Consider the following 19,882-nt stretch of genomic DNA (forward strand, 5'->3'; position numbering starts at 1 on the left):
ATGCGGAGGCGGAGCGCTGCCGCGCGATTACCAAGTTCGCGCTGAGGCTTCTCGCCCTGACCGCAACGCGGCCGGGCGAGATTCGGTTTGCGGCATGGGATGAAATAAGCGGGATCGACTGGCAGAATAGGACAGCGAAGGATCCTCTGTGGCGCATCCCTGCATCGCGCATGAAGGGAGACGAGGACAGGAAGGCAGAGGTCGAAGGCGACCATCTGGTTCCACTCTCCTCTCAGGCGGTCGAGGTGCTGCTTGAATTGCGCCGACTATCGGGCGACCTGTCGCTGATGTTCCCCGGCGAGCGCCATGTGCATCGCCCCATTTCCGAAAACACGTTGCGCGCGCTCCTGATCCGCGCCGGCTATTATCAGCGGCACGTGCCCCACGGCTTCCGCGCGGCTTTTTCTACGATAATGAACGAGCGAGCCAAGCTGCTGAAGAACCCGGACGATCGCGCCGTCATCGACCTGATGCTGGCCCACGTCCCACAAGGCACGTCCGGGTCAGAAGGCAGCTATAACCGGGCCTCCTACATGCCGCGCCGCCGCGAGCTGGCGCAGGAATGGGCTGACATTCTCGTCGGAGACATGTGGCCGCCTGCGATCCATCTGGGCCAGCCGATACGGTATGCGCCGAACGGACCGGGCCGGGTTCGCTAAGCGGCCCGCTGTTGGTCGCGCCACGCGCGCACTTCCGTTTCGTCCCAGCGGCTAGCGAAGCCCCCCGGTTTGTACTGTTTGGGGAACTTTCCGCGCTGGATAAGGCGGTAGATCATCGCGCGCTTCAGCCCGACGATCTCTTCCACCTCGTTTATCCGAAGAAGGCGGTCGGGATTACTGGCCATGGAACGCCTCCGCGCTGGACGGGCCGCACACCTGCTTGCCGTCCGGGGCGAGACGCGGCGTGATCGCGCCGCGCTTCGTTTCCAGATACTGGCAGCCGGTTCCGTTGCTCCCACCCCATCTGCCGGTGCCGATCTCAGCGCGGCGATTGCATTGGCCGTGGCCCTGCGGGTCAAGCGTCGCCTTCACGATCTGGCGAGCTTGGATGAGGCTTGGGTCGAGTTCGATCCTTCCCATTTTAGCAGCCTCAGTCATAGGGTTGCTCCTCAAAAAGGTAGTCGAAAGCCGCTAAAGCGCTAGGATCTTCAATCATTTCCAGAAACGTTGCGCTGCTCTGCGAATCCAGAGGCTCATTAAGGGAATGCGAACCGAATTTGTCGAATGACTGGCGAACTTCGACATTGGCAATTCGTCGAACTATTTCTGGCGTTAATGCATATTCTTCTATCTCGCCTGTCAAAATTTTAAGGTAAATCTCACTAATGACATCATCACGTCGATGATGTTCCAACCATTTCGGGAGCAGGTTGTTGATACGCAACCATACTGGATCGGAGCGTGGACGGAACTCGATAGAGCCCTCGCGCGTCTTTGCGCCTGATCGTACGGAATTTTTCCGCGCCTTCGCTAGGTGATCAGTTGTATACTTCCGATAATATCTTGCACTATTTTTAGGGATATCAAGTTTATTGACAATCTCTTCAAATGTAACGCCCTCCTTCACCAGCTCTTTTACCGAATTCACTGTTCCCACATCGACAGGAAAGCTTGCGGCATCCTGAACGCGTCCTACGCATAATTTAGGATGAAATCTGGGCCTTCCGCATGAGCAAGGCGGCAGGCACCCCTCATCGATAAAAGGTTGAGCAATTTTCTTGACTGTCGGATGGCTTATACCGGTGATCGCCGCAATGATCCGGAGGCTACATTTAATATATAAAAATGAAATTACTTCATTTCTTTTTTGAATATTTATTGTGCTAGAATTAATCTTCACCATACCATTGCATAATCTATAATTTCTAGATTGTTCTCTTTTTTGTAATTTATCTTCACTCAATTGCAGCAGGTATGACCCTGATATCTTATTTTTGAGATTTAATTCATCAGAAATCTCACTATAACTCCAACCTCTTTCGAGCAAATCTACTATTTTTTCTCTGCGATCGGAGCTCCGTTTATGTAATTTTAGTTTCTGACCGGCACATATGCCTCGATGAAACCTCTTCTTGCCGCACGAACAGGGGGGAAGCGCGCCGTCCTCGATCATTAGCGGTATGAACATACTTGCGCGCTTTACCGTAGCTGCGCGGCCATGCCCAATCATCGCGCTGATGATATGAAGCCGGTCTATTCGCGGAAGCAAATCCTTAAGTCTCTGATCTTCCTCTAGCGTCCAGCCCCGCTTAGAATTTTGCACACCTTTGCTTTTATTCATGGTAATTTGTGTCCTTCGAACCCGCCGGCTATACTGGGCAAGGCTTCGACTTTCGCACGAAATACCTCTTGAAATACGATAATGACCTTACCCGGATTCGCGGCGGCCATAGTTTCCGCCTGCGCCACCGCTTCGTCCAGCGTCTGATAGCGCAGGCGCGGCAGCGTCGAGCCGGGGCGCATGGTGCGGCCCTTGCGCGCCACCATGAAGGTGTGCGCGTTGGGCACGGTGAGGCGGACGTCGGTCATTCACCGTCTGCCATCGGCTTGGCGTTGGTGGTCAGGAAATCCTGAAACGCCTTGTGGACGGCCATTGCAGCGTCGAAGCGCTGGCTCTCCGTGGTCAGAGGATCGGCGCAGAGCAGTTCGCGCTTCCGCGCCAGCGCGGCATATCGATCATAAGCGGATACAAGCGCGGCATCGTGGCGCGCAGCGGGTTCGGTGGCGGGCATGGCGATGCTCCTATGCGGCTACAGGCCGGGGCGGCGGGTTCGGGAAGAGGCGGCGGACCTTCTCGCGGTCCGGCTCTGGCGAGGGGTTCGGCTGGGGGTCATCGCTGCCGCCGTCGTCGCCATCCAGCGGGAACCATTGCGAGCAGCAACGGCTGGCGTGGGTGACTGGCTGGACGAAGACTGGCGCGCCGTCGATGACGAGGGTTTCCGGCAATGCCAATTCGCAGACGCCGATATCGCTGACGCTATCGTCGGGTGCGGCGGCGTCGGTCATGCCGGGCGCGCCACGGCGCCAGAAAGCGCACTCGGCACATGACTGGCCCATCATAGCGTCACCCCTTCCAGAAGGTCGGGTATCTGCTTCATCAGCTTGTCGCCGCGTAACAGCGCCGTATCCATGAGGGTCAAGCCCTCCTGAAAAATCGCTCGCTGGTCGATGCCGACAAGTTCGCCCTCGTCGGATAGGCCGGACAGGTCCAGCTTGTAGAAGCTGTCCGGCACATGTCGGGCCGGCAGCCGGAGACTCTGATCGCCCATTTGCGTGCGGCTGGCGCTCCGATCGCGGAGGCGCGGGCATGACGCCGTCGCTTCAGCAGGACACTGCGCTGCGCACTGCTGCCGCATGGCTGGCGGACCCCAATGCCGATCAGGTATTCCGGCTGTTCGGTTATGCTGGGACTGGTAAAACCACACTCGCCAAGAAGCTGGCCGCGTCGAGCTACTATGCTCTCTATGCCGCGTTCACCGGCAAGGCCGCGCTTCAGTTGCGCAAGAAGGGCTGCGCAGACGCCAGCACTATCCATAGCCTGATCTACAAGCCGGAGGTGTGCGAGCGGACCGGCGAGGCGACTTTCGTCCTGAACCCCGACTGCGATCTGGCCAACGCTGGGCTGCTGGTCGTGGACGAGGTGTCCATGGTCGATGACGCGACCGCCAAGGATCTGCTGAGCTTCAAAAAGAAGATACTCGTCCTGGGCGACCCGGCCCAGCTTCCCCCGGTCAAGGGCGAAGGCTTTTTCATCAACGCCAAACCTGATGTGATGCTGACGGACGTACACCGCCAGGCGGAAGACAATCCGATCGTGCGCATGAGCATGGACGTCCGCGAAGGTCGCGGTCTTCGCCCCGGCCAATATGGCGATAGCGTCGTGCTGGAGCGCAGGACTGTCGACCAAGATCATCTTCGCGAATTGGTGCTGGAATCGGACCAGCTTCTTTGCGGGCTGAACAAAACGCGGGCGTCATTCAACCGCCGGGTGCGCGAGCTTAAGGGCTTGTCCGGGCGCCAGCGCGACTGGCATCCGACGTCCGGCGACCGCCTGATTTGCTTGCGCAACAATCGCAAGAAAAGCCTATTTAACGGCGGCATCTGGGAGGTCGCGCAAGTCCGCAACATGGGTCGCCGGCATGAAATGTCGGTTTTCTCCGAAGATGAGGACCGTCCTGCCGTCTCGATCAATGTCTTCGAGGAATTTTTCAACGGGACTGAGCAGACGCTTGAATGGCGTAAGCGCCGGGATAGCGACGAGTTCACCTTTGGCTGGGCCATCACCTGCCATAAGTCCCAAGGATCGGAATGGGACAATGTCGTCATATTCGATGAAAGCCGCGCCTTCCGCGAGGCTCAGCGCAACTGGCTCTACACGGCAGTAACGCGGGCCGCCCAGCGCGTGACGGTGGTGGTATGAAGGCCCGCCGCAAACCGCGCGATGACATGGTGCTGCCCGACGCCAAGGCCCGGCATAATATCTCGGACCTGATCGCCCGGCATGTGAAGCTGCGCAAGCGTGGGACGCAGATGGTCGGACTGTGCCCTTTCCATCCCGACCGAACGCCCAGCTTCGAGGTCAGCGATGCCAAGGGCGTCTACCACTGTTTCGGCTGTGGCGCGCATGGGGATCATGTCAGCTTCCTCATGGAAAAGGAGGGCATGACGTTCCGCCAAGCTTATGAGGCTCTGACGGGCGACAACTTCCCCGTGGTGCCTCCCGAAGAGCAGGTAAGGCGCAGAGAGGCGGACGCGGCTGATGTTGCCCGTCGCGTAGAACTGGCCCGCGCCATCTGGAAGGGTGCCGGTCCGCTGGCAGGCTCGATCGGTGAGCGGTACGTTCGAGCGCGGGGCATCCGTGTGCCCTTACCCGGCTCAATCCGGTTCACCCGGACGCCGCGATGGTACGACCATGACACCGGGCGGGTCGGCCCCGACCACCCCGCCGTCGTCTGCGCGCTCCAGAACGGCGCGGGCGCTGTTGTTGGTGTGCAGTGCATTTTCCTCGGACCCGATGGCCGGGGGAAATACGAAAGGCCGCCGCGGAACGGGAAGAAGGTCAGGGCCAAGCTATCCTTCGGAACTGTGGTCGGTTCAGCAATCCGGCTGGGACCGATCGCGGATGACATTATCATCTGCGAGGGGCCTGAAGATGGCTGGACGCTGATGCAGGAACTGCCCGGCCGCTCCGTGTGGGTCGCTTGTGGCACCGCCATGATGCCCCGCATGGAAATGCCGCCCGGCGTCAACTCGATCACGCTGGCAGGGGACAATGGCCATGCGGGGCAGCTCGCCGTCATCAATGCCCGAACCGCCTATGCCGCCCAAGGTCTGGGCGTCTCCGAGATATTTCCAGAACCGCCGTTCAAAGACTGGAACGACCAATTGCAGAGGATTTCATGATGTCCGATGATGACACGGTCATCAGCATCCGGGACCATTTCGAGAAGGCCCGGAAACCGCAAAAGGATGAACGCGGTCGGACAATCGAAATCCGACCTGACGCCCTTCACGCCATCGCGAGCGAGGCCGAAGCCGCGCTGATCGATGCCGGCGCTCCCTTCTACGTCCGTGGAGCAGGAGGCATCGTCAGGCCGGTCATAGACGAGGTTGCCGCGGCGGATGGCAAGCGGACCAAGGTCGCCCGGCTGACGCAAGTATCGGCGATCGGGATGGTCGATTATATGTCGCGGTCGGCGCATTGGGTGAAATACAACCAGCGCAAAAAGGATCTGGTGCCCACTGATCCGACTGCGGAAATCGCCAGCATCATCTTGAACCGGGAAGGCGAGTGGCTGTTCCCTGTCATCGCAGGCGTCATCACGACACCGACATTGAAGCCGGACGGCACAATCCTCTCAACACCGGGATATGATCCTCAAACCAGGCTGCTGTTGGTCGAACCGCCAAAGCTGCCGCCGATCCCCAGCAAGCCCAGCCGCGACGACGCTCTGGCGGCGCTACGGACGCTGAATGACCTGTTGGTCGATTTCCCGTTCGTGGACCAGACAAGCCATTCCGTGGCCCTGTCAGCGCTAATTACGCCGGTGGCGCGCGGTGCCATGGCAGTCGCCCCTATGCACGTCACATCGGCCCCTACGCCGGGTTCAGGCAAGTCTTACATTATCGATCTGGCGTCCTGCATCAGCACTGGCGAGCCTGCCCCGGTGATAGCCGCGGCGCCTAAAGAGGATGAAACCGAAAAACGCCTCGTCGCGGCCTTGATCGGCGGACAAGCAATTATCTCGATCGACAACGTCAACGGCCAGCTCGGCGGCGACCTGCTTTGCCAAATGATCGAGCGCCCGGTGGTTCAGCCTCGCATCCTCGGCTCGTCCAAACTGGTGAAGATCGAAAGCCGAGCGACTTGCTTCGCTACGGGCAATAATATCCACCTCGTTGGCGACATGACGCGGCGCGCTGTTGTCTGCATGTTGGACCCTGGGGTGGAGCGCCCGGAGCTTCGTCGCTTCAAGTCAAACCCGCGTCAGACGGTGATGGCAAACCGCGGCAAGTATATCGCCGCCGCACTGACCGTCGTGCGCGCCTACGCCGCCGCAGGGCATCCCGATCCGGCTCCGGCGCTGGCGTCTTTCGAGGAGTGGAGCAAGGTCGTTCGCTCCGCCCTGATCTGGCTGGGATGCGAAGACCCTTGCGCGTCAATGGAGGCCGCTCGGGGCGATGACCCGGTGACGTCTTCACTGAGACTTGTGTTTGGAACATGGCACAGCGCGGTCGGCGACAGTTGGAAAACCTCAGCGGAAATCAAACAGGTAGCGGAATCGCGAATGTTCGACGCCTTGGCGCATCCGCATCTCAATGAGGCGTTGAAAGAGATCGCCGAAGACAAGCGGGGGGACATAGGGACACGTCAGCTCGGCAAGTTTCTGATCAAATACAAGGACCGCGTCGTCAACGGCATGAAGCTGCAATCCAAGGATGACGGGCACGCAAACGTGAAGTTGTGGTCGGTCCGGAAATTACAAGAATGAGACATTGTTCATTCGGGTTTGCGAGGTTTTGCGAGGTTGTTTCAAGCGCAATTAAAATATTGGCGGGCGAGGTTTGCGAGTTTTGAAGGTTATGTTTCAGCCTACGCGGGAGAATTAGCAGTGCTAAATTATATAGGGAGGGTGAAACAGACCCGCCAAACCATGCAAACCTCGCGGGCTGCGCCTCGTTCGTTTCAGAGGCACTGTTGCGCACCATGAAGCACCACCGCCCTGCCCCCGAAGACATCACCGCCGCGCTGATGGCGGTGAAGCTGCTGGTCAAGGGCATGAACGGCGCGATGCCGACGCTGGCGGCGGAAATGCGCCGGGAGGCCTGCGAGCGCATCGATGACGTGATTGATGATATTGGAAGGATGAAGCGGTGAGCATGATGACCAGGGCAGAACGGATCGCTAAGGCTCGCGCTGATCTGGCGGCGGCCTATGCGGCGGACCCGTCCGCCGTCGAGCGGTTCAATGCCCGTATGGCGCGGCTGGCGTCGGCCCGGAAGCGCGAGCAGCAGCGCATCGATCATCTGGTGCTGGGCCGCCCGCGCCCCGTTGAGAAGGTGACCGAAGGGAAGCGCAAGGGCCGGAAAAAGCCCCGGCTGGTCGAGCAGCCCGTTACGTTGGAGCCGGGCATCGAGGAGGCCGTGCAGGTCCGCGAGATATGGTCGCACAAGGCCTATGGCACGCCCGAGACGTGGGACCGGTCGCTTCGCACCCATGACGACGCGCTGATCCAGCTTCATCGCAACGGCACGCTCGACAAGGATCAGCTCGAATGGGCTGCCCAGATCGCCAACGTCTATCGCAGCCTGGAGGCGGACGTCGGTATCAAGGTCGCCAGCTTGGAGGCGCGCGTTGACCAGTCGCGCGGCGGCGGCCGGGCGGCGGAAGGGGTGCTGCGCGTCCGGATGCACCTCGCATATGGATATTGGCGCGACATGCTGCCGATGCCGAAGCAGTTGGTGCTGGACATGATCGTGGGCGACGCCATCGGGTTCACGGTCGCTGCCAAGCGCTACCGGGTCCACAATCGAAAAGCTCGGCGCGAACTCATCGCTGCCATCGATCGGTGGCCGCGGTGCGTAGCCGCCGCGTTCTCATTGGTCGGGCGCGAGGCGGTCGATGCAATGAACCACGGCCAGGCGGTCGAGCCGACATGGCTTAAGCCTTCGATCCAGATCGGTCGCGACGAGGCTGAGGAACGGCTGGAAAAACGAGCGGAGAACGACACAGAGGTTGCTCTGCCGCTGCCGCCAATCGATGATGCATTTTTGGACGATCGTGGCATGTTGCGGGAATGGAGCGATATTGCCGAAATCATCCGGTCCAGAATGAATGAGGCAGCCTGATGTCGCTAATCTGTTTGCGTAATGAGCCGGGCGTCGGTCCCTTGGAATGGGAAGTCGAGCAACATGGCTGGCGAGATGATCTGATCGAATCAGCTCATGACCTTGCAGATGATTTGTTCGGGATATGTGAGTTGGACATCGAACTCGTGATGGATCTGGCCGATCCCCGGTTTGAGTTTCAAAGGCTTATGCGGGACGAGGCGGACGTATATTGGGCGCAACTCGGCTGGGACGTTACCGATGGTGAGGGAAAGCAGCTTCGTGTGATGGAATATCTTTCGGGGCCGCTGCTCTGCGCTGTGAAGCGTCTTCACCCGGCCGCGAGGTTCACCAGGGCGGATGAAGCATGGGGCGCCAAGCTGGAAGCGGACGCTAAGCAGTTCAACGCTGGCCACCGCCGATAAATTTGTGCTTGCAAGTGGCCACGAAAACGGTCAAAAAAGCCGCAAGGCGCATTGCGTTTAACGAAGGCCCGGCGGCAACGCTCGGGCCTTTCCCGTTCCCGCTCTGGCTGGTTTGTCCCCGTCTCCGGACGGTTCCAGTTATCGGGCTTGGTGACGCGGTTGCGGTAAATAGGGAACGGGCCGCGTCACATCTCGTCTGGGTGTCGGTCCCTGCCGGATCTCGCTAGGTGGGTGCATTAGCCGGTCCATTGCCAGGGACGCCCGTTCGGCATAGGCGTCCGCCAGCGTTTGATAAATCTCAGCAGCCTTGGGCGAGGCCGCCCGCTTCGCCATCAACGCCTGTTGCCGGCACCGTTGCGAGCAATAATAAAATTCCGGTCCTGGCACGCGGTTTTCCTCAAGGCTCACGCCGACGTCTGCTCTACCAGTTGACAGATTGCAATCTCGTTACGCATCAGACTCGATTTTAGGACTATTTCCTCGACGCTTGAAGGCGAACCGCCCGGCTGCGTCGCGAAAATAGGTCGCACGAGCACGGTGGGCTTCGATTAAAAGGGGATCGTCATGCCGCGCTTCAGCAGCAGCGGCAGATGCCTCCTCTTCGGCGGCTAAGTGCAGTAGCCGGCTATATTCGGTTTTGCGGTCGATCATGGCGTGGCAAACTTGCAAATGCCGCTTTGGTTTCCTTGATCGCGGGCACTTACGCTGGCCCGCGACACGACACAGCCGCATAGAGCAGTCCGGTAGCTCGTCAGCCTCATAAGCTGAAGGTCTCGGGTTCAAATCCCGATGTGGCAACCAGTCATCCGTCGCCTTCGAGAAGTAGGAGCTTGGCCTGCTGGCGAAAATAGGCGGCCCGTTTGCGGTACTGAGAAATCACAAGGCCGTCATCGCGTACGCGCAGAGCGGCATCTGCGGCAGCATCTTCCTTCGCGGCTAGATCAAGCAGCCGAGCATGTTCGGCTTCGCGGTTTTGCATGGCTCAAACATCTCCCTGAGTCGGTGTAGCTCAATTCGGTAGAGCATCGGTCTCCAAAACCGAAGGCTGTAGGTTCGAGCCCTACCACCCTCGCCATTATGCGGAGGCACCATGCCCAGCCGCCCGCCATCTGACCGCGCCCGCCCTCGCGAGCGCACCGAGCGCCTGAGAGGCCGAGCCGGGCAAGAGCAGCGTGCCCGCCGCCTCGCCCGCACCGATGGCCTATGCGAACGGTGCGACGAGCGTGGCCTGACCATGTTCGCCACGGTGGTCGATCACGTCACGCCGCTGGCGTTGGGCGGGTCGGACGAGGACAGCAACACCCGCAACCTCTGTACTCCGTGCCACCTTGAGGTCACCGCCGAGCAGTTCGGTCATTCCCAGCCCGTCGGCGGCAAGGGCGTCGGACGAGATGGCCGACCGACCGCCGAGGATCACCCATGGAACAGGGCATGAACGCGCAACAATATGTCCCCCCGGGGGTCGAAAGTTTCAAAGCGCCGACCCCGGACACCGACGCCCTCCTCCGTGCGCACTGAGATCAGTTTTTGAGGGGGGAGGGTTTCGGCCGGTCGCCCGGAGATCGTGATGGTTGACCTCGTTGAACTGCCGGGCGGCGACGGCGTCCCGCCTGAGCCGAACTGGCGATCCATCTTTGGCCGGGCACCGGACCGGGCCGCTGCTTCGGAATATTGGAAGTCGATCATCAGCGATCTGCGCGGGGCCGAAAAGCTGGCCGTCGCGAACGCCCATTCGATCAAGCGGCTGGTCGTGGCTTATGTGACCTATGACATTTCGGCGCGCGAAGTGCTGAAAATGGGGCCGGTCATCAAGGCCAAGAAGACAGGCGTTCCCACCTATAACCCATGGTGGACCACGATGAGCAACGCGGCCAGTCACGCGCAAGCGCTCGAAAAGGAACTGTGCGTCTCGCCGCGCGATCGGGGCAACGGCACGAAGGTTGAGAAGAAGGCGCGGCGGCAGACTGGCGGCGGCTACCTGAGGAACCGTGGTTAACCGCTTTCTCTCCGATCCTGATCCGACCACCGCATGGGCAAAGGCGGCGGTTGAAGGGAAGATGTTCTCCTGCGGCGAGCTGGTGCGCCATGCGGCAGAGCGGCACCTTCGCGATATCCGCGACGGCGAGAAGCGCGGCATCTACTGGCGGCCGGAAGCGGCGGCGCATTTTCTGAACTTCCTTCCGTCGGTATTTCAGGTGACGGACGGCCCGGCAGCGGGTGAACCATTCTATCCGCTGGAGTATCATAGCTTCGTCGGCGGCAGCCTGTTCGGCTGGCGGACCAACACCAATCGCTGGCGCTTCCGCACCGGCTGGATCGAAACCGGAAAGGGGCAAGCAAAGTCGCCGCTGATGGGCGCGATCGGCGTCTACATCATGGGCTGGTGCGACATTCCGCGCGCGCAGTGCTATGCAATCGGCGAAGACAAGGCCACCGCGAACGTCCTCTTTCGCGATGCCGTCGCCATGTGCCGCGCTGACGAGGCCATTGAAAACCTCAAGGCCAGCCTGCGTGAGAATTATGCCGGTGCCGATGCGCAGGATGATTGGCTGGTGCTGGAAGAAGGCCTCAAGGCTAAACTGTTCGCTTCGACCGCGCGCGACAGCCAGTTGCGTGAATTGATGCAGGGCGAAGCGGAAGAGGTCGCACGGTTCAGCGGTGTGCCTCGCCCTCTTCTGATGTTCGATGAGACAAGCTGGGGCAGCGGCATCGAACAGCTCGGGCTGTTCTTCGTCACCTATTGCCTGATGATGTGGTTCGTCATCTGGGAAGAGGCCGTCTGGATGTGCTTGCTAAGCCCCGCGGAGCAAGATGTGATGTACGCGAAATTCAACGAGGGCGCGCTTTTGCGCGGCTCGCTGAAAGATCAGGCAGACTTCTTTGCCAAGGCGCTCGGATCGGGCGGCGGGTTCGGCTGGATGAAGCAGAACGAAGTGCGCGGCAATTTCGACCTGAACCCGGAAGACGGCGGCAATGACCTTCCACGGCCAAGCGAGGCAGATAAAGTCGCCCGCAAGTATGAGAATGCAAAGTCGGCCGGGGCTTCTGCTGCGGCCCTCTGTGATCGCGCAAATGATACGATCCGCGCGTATCTCGATGAGGGAAACAAGGAAAAAGTGGACATTTGGGCAGCAAAAGCCCGCGATGACTGTCTCATGTCCCGCCTGTCTCGGTACGCGCCGACGCGCTGATCGGTCGCATACCAGCGACAACAAAGATGTCTTTCACTTATCAATAGGCGGTCCGCTCTCGCAGGCCGCCCTTTCGCCGTGAGGTTTCTATGGCTGCTGCTGACGTCCAGAGCCTGTTCTTGCAGGTTGATGCCTCTGTAGAGCTTCTTCGTCGCAATTTGGCGCAGGGTGAGCAGCCGCTTGGGCGTTTTGAGCAACGCGCCGCGAAGATGTCTCAGTCTGTGGAAAAGTCGATCGGTGACATGGGCAAGCGATTCGGTGCGTTTGCTCAAATGGCGGAAAGCGCGGCTGATAAAGCGCAGCGCTCGTTCGAGAGCAGCTTCAACGATATCCAGCGGATGGCAGCGAAGGCGATTACTGCCCCCACGGTCAGCGGCGGCGGCCTGAACCTGGGTGCCGCCGACGCGCGGGCGGCTGCGGAGCAGGCGCGCCAGGAGGCGGTCGCCCTTGGCATGATCGAGCAGGCCGCGCGCAGGGCCGCTGCTGGCCAGGGTGAAATGACGCGCGAAACGCGCCTGTATCTTCAGGCTGCCCAAGCAGCGCGCATCGAAGGCGAACAGCGCGCGGCTGAGTTGCTGCGGGAGGCCGGCGCGCTGGAGCGTCTGGAAATCGAGACGCTGGGCGCAGCCTCGGCCCTCCGTGTCATGGACGCATCCAATCGTCAAAATACCGTCAGCGCCGGTCAGCTACGTGCTGGCCAGCAACAGTTGGGCTTCCAGTTTCAAGATTTGGGCGTGCAACTGGCGATGGCTGCTGGAAGCGGGAATGCGCTGAAAGGCAGCATGACCGCGATTGCGATGCAGGGGCCGCAAATCATATCGGCAATTGCACTCATGCGCGGCGAAGCCAGCTTCTTTTCTCGCGTGCTGGCAGGCCCCACCGTTTCGGCTGTGTTGGCGGTCGTCTCGGTTCTGGCGATTGTAGGATCTGAATTTCTATCATCCGGCGATAAGGCTGAGGCATCGGCCAATAAGGTCGATCGCTACACATCTGCGCTACTACGGTTGGCATCAGTCCAGGGCCAAGTGAAAGCGCAGGATCTGGCGGATGCCCGCCTCGGGGCAGAGCGTGCGCGGGGCAGGTTGGCCGCCCTCGACGCGCAGATTGCGGCTAGCACCGGTACGCGCGCGGCGATGCAGCGCCGGGGGCAGTTGCAGGCGCAGCGACCGGCGCTGGAAAAGGAATTGTGGAACTTCGAGGCGACGGCAGCCGGTGCGCAGATTGCATGGGATAATCGGCTAAAGCTGGACGCCATGGGTGAGAAGCCTGCCGGCAAGAAAGGCCCTTCCGCCGAAACCCTCGCCCGGCGAGCTGAAGCCGCGCAAAACGCGATCCTCTCCGACCAGATGGCCTATGCCCAACAGGAACGGCAGGCCCGCAAGCGGCTGCTGGACGCCATGGGCAAGACGGCAGCGACGGAGGAAGAGCGCGATCGTCTCGCCCGCGAGGAGATCGAGGCGGACTATCAGGCCGAAAAGACCCGGATCGCCGCACAGGACAAGAAAACGAAGGGTGGCTTGAGCGCGGCCGAGGCGGCCCGGCTCAACGACCTCAACGAGCAGACGCGCAAGCAGCGGCTGGAAAATGTCAAGATCGACCGCGCCCGCGAAAAGATCATTGCGGGCTATGAGGCCGAGGCGCAGTCGCTGGATGCCAAGATCGCCATGAAGCGCATCGAGGGCGACATGGCCACGACCATGGCCGAGCGCCGCAAGGTCGCGCTGGAGCTTCTGGCGCTGGAGCAGGAACAGCGCCGCCGCGCGCTGGAGCGCGCCCGCGACACGTCGAACGACCCGAACGAAGTCCAGCGGGCGAAGGACGCTCTGGGCCGTCTGCCCGCCCAGGAGGCCGCCGAGCGGGGTCAGGTGTATCAGCAGACGGCCACGCCGATGGAGGAATATCGCCAGCGCATCCTGACCGCGACGGGCGACATGCAGACGGCGCTGGAGAGTGTGCAGGTTCGCGGCCTCGAAAATCTGGAGGATGGCCTTGTCGCCATCATCAGCGGCACCGAAAGCGTTGGCCGCGCCTTCAAGCGGATGGCCGCCAGCATCATCGCGGATTTGGCGCGCATCGCGATCCAGAAGCTGATTGTCAGCGCCATCGGCGGCAGCATTGGTGGCTTTGCGGAGGGCGGCAAGGTGCAGGGCTTTGCCGGTGGCGGCCGGATCAGTGGACCGGGCACCGGCACGTCCGACAGCATCCTTGCGATGCTGGGCACGAAGCCGATCATGCTGTCCAACGGGGAATCAATCGTGACGGCCGAGGCAACCCGCAAATTTTGGCCGATCATCGACGCCATGAACAAGGGCAACATCAAGGGGCTAGCCGGCGGCGGCATGGTGACGCCGTCGCTGACGGCCCCGCGCTTGCCAGCTATCGGCGGCAGCTCGTGGCGCGGCAGCATGCAGCAGTCCTTCCACTATGACCTGCGCGGCGCGCTGGTCGACCGGGACGTCTATGCGGACATGCAGGCGATGGCCGATCGCGCCCGCGATGACGGCGCTGCCATGGGGGCGCGGCAGGGCGTCATCGCGGCGATCGACGTTAACGACCGCAATTATGGCCGTGCGTTCGGGCAGAGGGGGCGCTGATGGCCGACTTTCCTCAGCTTCCCGAGATCGGGCAGATTGAATGTGAGTTCGAGATCAAGCGGGTCCAGTATCTCTGGTCGGAAACCAGTGGGCGCATGGGCGCGGTAGAGGCAGGCGAGCCGCGCTGGACGCTGGCCATCAGCCATAATTCCATGAGCTTCGAAAAGGCCGATATCCTGCGAGCATGGGTCCGTCGGCGCCGCCTGTCGCAGCGGACCTTCTATGGTCGCGACACCTGGCGCAAATTCCCGCTGAGCTATCCGGGTGGCTTCGCAGGGATGACGCGCGCAGGCGGCGGCGCGTTCGCCGGTGCCGCGAGCAGCTGGACGCAGGCGATCGATGCGGATGGCGATTGTACCGTCACCCTGAATGGCCTGCCCGCCGGTTTCGTGCTGAAGACGGGCGACTATATCGGCTTCAAATGGGACGATGCGACGCTGGCTGCCGGCAATTACCGGCGCCGCGCCATCGTGTCAGCGGTGGCGGATGCAGTGGCCAGCGGTGCCGGCGTGCTGGCGGCGATAGTCGAGCCTGTCGTGCCGCGCGTCGTTCCGGCGGGCGCAGTGGCGCATCTCGACAATCCCTGCTGCCTGATGAAGCTGACGAGCGAGACGAAGCTGGCCGGTAATGAACCGGGCAACGCCAAATCCGGCATGATCATTTCCGCCGCGCAGCTGCTGCTCGCATGAAGGTCTATCCTGCCCCCGCTCTGGCGGCGCTCGCAAGCGGTTCGGCGATCGTGTCTGGGGCGCTGGCCATCTATGCCACCGATCCCGCTTTCATCTGGGGCGGGACCGGCACGCTGGTCATTGATGGCGAAACCTATCTTGGTATCGATGACAGGGCGATCGGCCAGATCACGGGCGGCGGGATCGGCGGGTCGCAGCAGAGCGTGGAGATCACGCTGTCTGGCGTCGATCCGGAGGCGCTGGAACTGTTGAACGAGGCTGGGCTGCAACAGGCCCCCGCCAAGCTTTATCGGATCATCGCCGATGGCAGTGGCCGCACGATCCTGGACTGCCGGATCTACAAGCGCGGGCGCCTCGACAAGGTGGAAGTGATCGAGGAAATCGGCGGCCTCGCGAAGGTGTCGATCTCGATCGAGACGGCGGCGCGCGGCGCAGGGCGGTCCGGGAAACGGATGCGCAGCGATGCCGACCAACGCATGATCGACCCGCTCGACGGCTTCTTCAAGCATACCAGCTACGCCGCTTCGAAGGTCATCTACAACGGCGGCAAGAAATCGTCAGCGACAGGGTGAATGATGCGCGATTTCGAGGCCCTTGACCGCTTCCTGGCGGAGCGCGCCCGCATGCCTTTCGCATGGGGCAGCGCCGCTAATGACTGCATCAGCTTCTACGCCGCTGCCGCGCGAGCGATGGCGGATCATGACCCGATCGAGGGACTGAAATGGAGTAGCGAAATCGGGGCAGCGCGTGTCATCCGGCGGCTGGGCGGTTTCGAGGCGGCGGTATCATCGCGGATGACGCCCGTCGCGCCGGCCTTCGCCATGCGCGGCGACGCTGCGGCGGTCGAGCATCCGGAGCATGGGCTGTCGCTGATGTTGGTCGAAGGGGAAACGCTGGTGGCACCGGGTGAGCGCGGACTGGAGCGCCATCCCCGTGCCGCCATGATCATCGCATGGACGCTGCCCCATGGGTAAATTCGTGGGCGCCGTCGTCGGCGCGGTGATGATCGGTGTCGGAATCGTGACCGGTCAGGGCTGGCTGGTGGCGATCGGCGCCAGCGTGATGATGGGCTCCGTCAACGCGCTGCTGGCGCCCAGCATGAAGGCGCGTACCAATGCCTCGCAGTCGCTCCAGCTGGGCGAAGTCGCGCGGTCGGGTATGGCCGGGCAAGGATCGACGGCGGGCAGTCTGGTTGACGGTTTCAACTATGGCGGGAAGTACGGCACAGATTGGACGGTGCTTGTCATCGCCCTGGCCGATCATCTCTGCGAAGGGCTGGTTGGCCTCTATGCCAATGACAAATATGCGGCGTTCACCGGTGACGGCTATGTCGCCGGTTTCAAGAACCAGTTGCAAGTTTATTGGCGGCCGGGTTCCTGGGATCAGACGGTTCCGGCGATCCTGACCGGCAACTGCCCGGTCGTCGGCGGCGTCCCGACATGGACCGCGAACGACCGTGGGCGCGGCGTCTGTTATGTCGTCGTCGCCTATAAGGCGGACAAAGCGGACGCGAAAAATCCGGTCTGGGCGGGTGGCACGCCACGCTTCGAATTCATCCTGAAGGGCGCACGCTGTTATTCGGCGCGCAAGGATAGCACGGTCGGCGGCTCTGGGCTCCATCGCTGGAATGATCCGACGACCCGCGAATGGTCGGATAACCCGATCGACTTCCGGCACACCTGGCAGCGCGGCTTCTATGCCGGTGACAAGGTGACGCAGCCGGAAATGCTGTTGCTTGGCCGTGGCCTGTCGGCGATCGAGGCGCCGCCCGCCAATGTCTTCGCCCCGGCCAATGTCTGTGACGAGATGGTGGCGCTGAAGGCGGGCGGATCGGAAAAACGATACCGGTTGAACGGCGCGTTCGGCGGCGACGATCGCTATATCGAGACGGAAGAGGATATCGCCGCCGCCGTGGGTGGCATCATCGTGGAGCGCGAAGGCGCGGTGGAGATCATCCCCGGCGCTGCGCAGCCCGTCGTCTGGGATATTACCGACGACGATATGCTGATCGGATCGACGGTGAAACGCACCGATTTCTTTTCCCAGACCGATGAGGAATGGGTGAACGGCGTCGCCGCCAAATATATTGAGCCGACGCAGCGCTGGAAGGATCATAGCGCGCCGATCCGCCGCAACGTGGCGGATATGACCGCCGATGGCGAGCCGCGCATCAGCCAGCCCACGCTGCCGCTGGTGACGTCGGGGACGCAAGCCCAGCGGATAGCCGAACAGGTACGCCGTATGGGCCGCATGCCGCTCAAGCGGGAACTGAAGCTGGGTCCGCGCTTCATCGGTGCGGAGCATGGCGACTGGCTGCGCTGGACGTCGAAGCGCTACCGGCGGCCCGGCGACGATCCGGCGAACCCAACCCCCATCGTGTTCCGCATCCAGAGCGATTCGCAGGATGAAAGCTGGCAGAACAGCCTGACCCTGCGCGAGATTTCCGCGTCGGTCTATCCGTGGACTACCGCTGATGAGATCACGCCCGGTGCGGTGGCCCAGGAGGCGGAGGCGCCCGATTTCAGCGAGGGGCCTGATGCTGGAGATTGGACACTTGCCGCCTTGGCCGTGGGCGCCACGGTCACCCTGCGCTTCGCGGGCGAAGCAGAGGACGGTGTCGACGGTGTCGTCTTCGAATATGCGACCGGCGCGACTGCGCCCGACCCGGATGACGATAGCCTCTGGACGCTCGGCGGCATGGGCGGATCGAACGCTACCGGCTTTGATGTGACCGGCAAGGCGCTCGACACGCAATATTGGGGCGCGGTGTCCTACATATCGGGCGCAGCGCGGAGTGACAGGCTTGTCATTGGCCCTCGATCGGTCACTACCGCCAGCCTGAAGCCGGGAAGCCCGACGCTGCTGACGAAGGTCGGCCAGACAGACGACACGGCGACGATATCGGCGCGCGCGCCGGAATATGCGCCGTTCGAATATCTGCGCTTCTACGCCGGGTCGACGGCGGTCTTTGCCGATGCGGTGGCGATATCGGGCGAGGTGGTTTGCGGTACCGGCGAGGTCGTCCAGATAACGGAAACGGCCATTCAGGCGGGGCAGCGCTATTATTGGGCTGTCGCCTATTCGAGCAGCGATGTGGCATCCGACCCAACAGGCCCGCTGGCGCTCAACATCGGCGGCGTCGATTTCTCCGGCGGCACCATGCCGGCGAATGTCAGCTTCAGCCGGTCGTCGGCAGGCAACCGCACTAACGCGGCTGGCTCGCTGGTGAGTGAGGCGGCCAACGTCCTGCGGTTCGATTATGACCCGATCACCCATGCACTGCTGGGCGTCCTGATAGAGCCTTCCAGCGCCAATGAGATCGCGAACAATCTCAACAGCGGCGCGGTGATGGGCGTGATCGGCAGCGGCGGCGCGCTGCCGACCAACTGGACCTATTCGTCAGGCGACGGGCTGACGCGCCAGATTGTGGGCATCAGCACGGTCGGCGGGATGGAATATATCGACCTTCGCGTGTTCGGCACCGTGTCGTCCAACATGTCGGTCACGCTTCGGCCTGAAGGTTCTGTCTCGGCGGCGGCTGGGTCGACATGGGCCAACAGCATCCATGCCGCGCTTATTGCCGGCAGCATGGCCAATGTCACCGGCTTCCAGTTGCGCGCCGGCAGCGACGCCGGCGGCACCAGCCTGACATCAGTGCTCGACGCAAACCTGACGCGCTACTCCAATATCCGCACGCTCACGGGCACGATCGCGTCGAACACGCTGCGCTGGATATACACGGCGGCGGGTGTCGCGGTCGACTTCACCCTTCGTCTGGCCATCCCGCAGCGCGAGAGCGGCGGGCGAATGACATCGCCGATCAAAACTGGCAGCGGATCCGTTACGCGCTCGGCCGACGTGCTGACGGTCAACTGGGCTGCCCGGCATGTCCCGGATGGCTCGATCACCGTTCGCTACACCTTTGACGACATGTCGACGCAGGACGTCGCCACCACGGTCGCAAGCGGGCTGGCGGTGGTGCCGACCAATCTGAACAGGACACGCATCCGCAAGCTGGAGCGCATCTGATGAGCGTGAAGGTCGATCCGGTCTATGGCGCGCTGCGCGCCGGTCCGGGGCGAGCTGTGCCCTTCGCCGCTGCACCGCTGGACGATCTGGCGGCTTTGAAGGCTGCGATGCCGGTGCCCTCGGCAGAGACGCCCATGCCCGAAGCTGTCGGCGGCGCGGCTGGCATCGAAGGGACTAAGGTGTCAGGCGCGGGCCATCAGCATCCGCGCCTGACCAGCACTACCGGACCGAAGAGCGCCGACCCTACCAGCCATGTCATCGCAGCTAGCGGGCTGGCGACGGTGACCTTCACGCGCACGTTCGATCTGCCGCCCGGCCTGGTCTTTTGCGAAGTGCCTCCGGCGACTGGATCGATGCCCGCGCAGCCGGCCACGTTTCGGGTGGAAAGCTGGGTCAGGGAGGTGATGACCCCGACGCCCAGCGGGAAATATATCGGTTGCGTCGTGCGCGGCTGGCGGTCGCAGGCCTTGCCGACCCTCAATGCCCTGTCGCTCACCGCCATTCTCACCGCCGTCGTTTCTGGCGTGAACGGCATCGTCTCCGCCCTGACGGGCTACAATGTGTTCGGAGCCTCGGCGTCCGGAACCGCCTTCACCTGCATCGCCGTCGCGCGCAGCGACGCCTGAT

At 62.0% G+C, this 19,882-nt stretch carries 25 protein-coding genes and 2 tRNA genes; 18 read left to right on the forward strand and 9 right to left on the reverse strand.

Annotation, left to right across the window (positions count from 1 at the left end; all coding sequences use genetic code 11):
• Positions 1–659: site-specific integrase (locus RQH62_RS15970; RefSeq protein WP_311269725.1), on the forward strand; the 659-nt coding region annotated here is incomplete at its 5' end.
• On the opposite strand, the gene RQH62_RS15975 is transcribed toward RQH62_RS15970, so the two are convergent.
• The 7 genes from RQH62_RS15975 to RQH62_RS16005 are packed head-to-tail and all read right to left on the reverse strand — an operon-like array spanning position 656 to position 3,268.
• Positions 656–844 carry an AlpA family phage regulatory protein gene (locus tag RQH62_RS15975; protein ID WP_311269726.1) on the reverse strand — a complete coding sequence of 63 codons (189 nt, stop codon included), beginning with the start codon at positions 842–844 and terminating at the stop codon, positions 656–658. The genes RQH62_RS15970 and RQH62_RS15975 overlap by 4 nt on opposite strands.
• Positions 834–1,097, reverse strand: a complete 264-nt coding sequence (locus RQH62_RS15980; protein WP_311269727.1) for a hypothetical protein — start codon at positions 1,095–1,097, stop codon at positions 834–836. Before RQH62_RS15980 ends, RQH62_RS15975 begins: the two co-directional genes overlap by 11 nt.
• Complete coding sequence (locus RQH62_RS15985) at positions 1,090–2,280, reverse strand: hypothetical protein (RefSeq protein ID WP_311269728.1); 1,191 nt, start codon at positions 2,278–2,280, stop codon at positions 1,090–1,092. Before RQH62_RS15985 ends, RQH62_RS15980 begins: the two co-directional genes overlap by 8 nt.
• Positions 2,277–2,528 (reverse strand): hypothetical protein, encoded by a 252-nt coding sequence (locus tag RQH62_RS15990; protein WP_311269729.1) that lies wholly within the window; start codon positions 2,526–2,528, stop codon positions 2,277–2,279. Before RQH62_RS15990 ends, RQH62_RS15985 begins: the two co-directional genes overlap by 4 nt.
• Complete coding sequence (locus RQH62_RS15995) at positions 2,525–2,731, reverse strand: hypothetical protein (RefSeq protein WP_311269730.1); 207 nt, start codon at positions 2,729–2,731, stop codon at positions 2,525–2,527. The genes RQH62_RS15990 and RQH62_RS15995 overlap by 4 nt, the downstream gene beginning before the upstream one ends.
• 10 nt (positions 2,732–2,741) lie before the next feature.
• Entirely contained in the window at positions 2,742–3,059 is a 318-nt protein-coding gene (locus RQH62_RS16000; RefSeq protein WP_311269731.1) for a hypothetical protein, read from the reverse strand.
• Positions 3,056–3,268: a hypothetical protein gene (locus RQH62_RS16005; protein ID WP_311269732.1), complete on the reverse strand. Its 213-nt coding sequence runs from the start codon at positions 3,266–3,268 to the stop codon at positions 3,056–3,058. The genes RQH62_RS16000 and RQH62_RS16005 overlap by 4 nt, the downstream gene beginning before the upstream one ends.
• A 38-nt stretch (positions 3,269–3,306) precedes the next feature.
• On the opposite strand from RQH62_RS16005, the gene RQH62_RS16010 reads away from it, so the two are divergent.
• From RQH62_RS16010 to RQH62_RS16035, 6 genes are all read left to right on the forward strand, one after another.
• Positions 3,307–4,419 (forward strand): AAA family ATPase, encoded by a 1,113-nt coding sequence (locus RQH62_RS16010; protein ID WP_311269733.1) that lies wholly within the window; start codon positions 3,307–3,309, stop codon positions 4,417–4,419.
• Entirely contained in the window at positions 4,416–5,402 is a 987-nt protein-coding gene (locus RQH62_RS16015) for a CHC2 zinc finger domain-containing protein (protein WP_311269734.1), read from the forward strand. The genes RQH62_RS16010 and RQH62_RS16015 overlap by 4 nt, the downstream gene beginning before the upstream one ends.
• Positions 5,399–6,991 (forward strand): hypothetical protein, encoded by a 1,593-nt coding sequence (locus RQH62_RS16020; RefSeq protein ID WP_311269735.1) that lies wholly within the window; start codon positions 5,399–5,401, stop codon positions 6,989–6,991. The genes RQH62_RS16015 and RQH62_RS16020 overlap by 4 nt, the downstream gene beginning before the upstream one ends.
• 215 nt (positions 6,992–7,206) lie before the next feature.
• Positions 7,207–7,377 (forward strand): hypothetical protein, encoded by a 171-nt coding sequence (locus tag RQH62_RS16025; protein WP_311269736.1) that lies wholly within the window; start codon positions 7,207–7,209, stop codon positions 7,375–7,377.
• 2 nt (positions 7,378–7,379) lie between these two features.
• Positions 7,380–8,348 carry a hypothetical protein gene (locus RQH62_RS16030; protein WP_311269737.1) on the forward strand — a complete coding sequence of 323 codons (969 nt, stop codon included), beginning with the start codon at positions 7,380–7,382 and terminating at the stop codon, positions 8,346–8,348.
• Positions 8,348–8,752, forward strand: coding sequence for a hypothetical protein (locus RQH62_RS16035; protein ID WP_311269738.1), 405 nt, complete (start codon positions 8,348–8,350; stop codon positions 8,750–8,752). Before RQH62_RS16030 ends, RQH62_RS16035 begins: the two co-directional genes overlap by 1 nt.
• A 447-nt stretch (positions 8,753–9,199) precedes the next feature.
• On the opposite strand, the gene RQH62_RS16040 is transcribed toward RQH62_RS16035, so the two are convergent.
• Positions 9,200–9,403, reverse strand: a complete 204-nt coding sequence (locus RQH62_RS16040) for a hypothetical protein (RefSeq protein ID WP_311269739.1) — start codon at positions 9,401–9,403, stop codon at positions 9,200–9,202.
• Positions 9,404–9,476: 73 nt separating this feature from the next.
• On the opposite strand from RQH62_RS16040, the gene RQH62_RS16045 reads away from it, so the two are divergent.
• A tRNA-Met gene (locus tag RQH62_RS16045) sits at positions 9,477–9,553 on the forward strand.
• 1 nt (position 9,554) lies between these two features.
• On the opposite strand, the gene RQH62_RS16050 is transcribed toward RQH62_RS16045, so the two are convergent.
• On the reverse strand, positions 9,555–9,731 hold the full coding sequence (locus RQH62_RS16050) for a hypothetical protein (protein WP_311269740.1): 177 nt from the start codon (positions 9,729–9,731) through the stop codon (positions 9,555–9,557).
• A 17-nt stretch (positions 9,732–9,748) separates the two neighbouring features.
• Between RQH62_RS16050 and RQH62_RS16055 the strand changes: the two genes are divergently transcribed.
• The 10 genes from RQH62_RS16055 to RQH62_RS16100 all read left to right on the forward strand — a co-directional run bounded on the left by RQH62_RS16055 (position 9,749) and on the right by RQH62_RS16100 (position 19,881).
• Positions 9,749–9,827 (forward strand) — tRNA-Trp (locus RQH62_RS16055).
• Between the two features lie 15 nt (positions 9,828–9,842).
• Positions 9,843–10,187 (forward strand): HNH endonuclease signature motif containing protein, encoded by a 345-nt coding sequence (locus RQH62_RS16060; RefSeq protein ID WP_311269741.1) that lies wholly within the window; start codon positions 9,843–9,845, stop codon positions 10,185–10,187.
• Positions 10,188–10,319: 132 nt separating this feature from the next.
• Positions 10,320–10,748 carry a P27 family phage terminase small subunit gene (locus RQH62_RS16065; RefSeq protein WP_311269742.1) on the forward strand — a complete coding sequence of 143 codons (429 nt, stop codon included), beginning with the start codon at positions 10,320–10,322 and terminating at the stop codon, positions 10,746–10,748.
• Positions 10,741–11,943 (forward strand): terminase large subunit domain-containing protein, encoded by a 1,203-nt coding sequence (locus RQH62_RS16070; RefSeq protein WP_311269743.1) that lies wholly within the window; start codon positions 10,741–10,743, stop codon positions 11,941–11,943. Before RQH62_RS16065 ends, RQH62_RS16070 begins: the two co-directional genes overlap by 8 nt.
• A gap of 209 nt (positions 11,944–12,152) precedes the next feature.
• Positions 12,153–14,537, forward strand: coding sequence for a phage tail tape measure C-terminal domain-containing protein (locus RQH62_RS16075; RefSeq protein ID WP_311269744.1), 2,385 nt, complete (start codon positions 12,153–12,155; stop codon positions 14,535–14,537).
• A complete protein-coding gene (locus tag RQH62_RS16080; RefSeq protein ID WP_311269745.1) occupies positions 14,537–15,226 on the forward strand; it encodes a hypothetical protein in 690 nt (229 codons plus the stop codon). The genes RQH62_RS16075 and RQH62_RS16080 overlap by 1 nt, the downstream gene beginning before the upstream one ends.
• Positions 15,223–15,798, forward strand: a complete 576-nt coding sequence (locus tag RQH62_RS16085; protein WP_311269746.1) for a hypothetical protein — start codon at positions 15,223–15,225, stop codon at positions 15,796–15,798. Before RQH62_RS16080 ends, RQH62_RS16085 begins: the two co-directional genes overlap by 4 nt.
• Positions 15,799–16,200, forward strand: a complete 402-nt coding sequence (locus RQH62_RS16090) for a DUF6950 family protein (RefSeq protein ID WP_311269747.1) — start codon at positions 15,799–15,801, stop codon at positions 16,198–16,200.
• Positions 16,193–19,255: a phage tail protein gene (locus RQH62_RS16095; RefSeq protein ID WP_311269748.1), complete on the forward strand. Its 3,063-nt coding sequence runs from the start codon at positions 16,193–16,195 to the stop codon at positions 19,253–19,255. The genes RQH62_RS16090 and RQH62_RS16095 overlap by 8 nt, the downstream gene beginning before the upstream one ends.
• Positions 19,255–19,881, forward strand: a complete 627-nt coding sequence (locus RQH62_RS16100) for a hypothetical protein (RefSeq protein WP_311269749.1) — start codon at positions 19,255–19,257, stop codon at positions 19,879–19,881. Before RQH62_RS16095 ends, RQH62_RS16100 begins: the two co-directional genes overlap by 1 nt.
• The last annotated feature ends 1 nt before the right edge of the window (position 19,882 follow it).

Origin of the sequence: Sphingobium sp. WCS2017Hpa-17, assembly GCF_031843765.1 — a bacterium.
GTDB lineage: Bacteria > Pseudomonadota > Alphaproteobacteria > Sphingomonadales > Sphingomonadaceae > Sphingobium.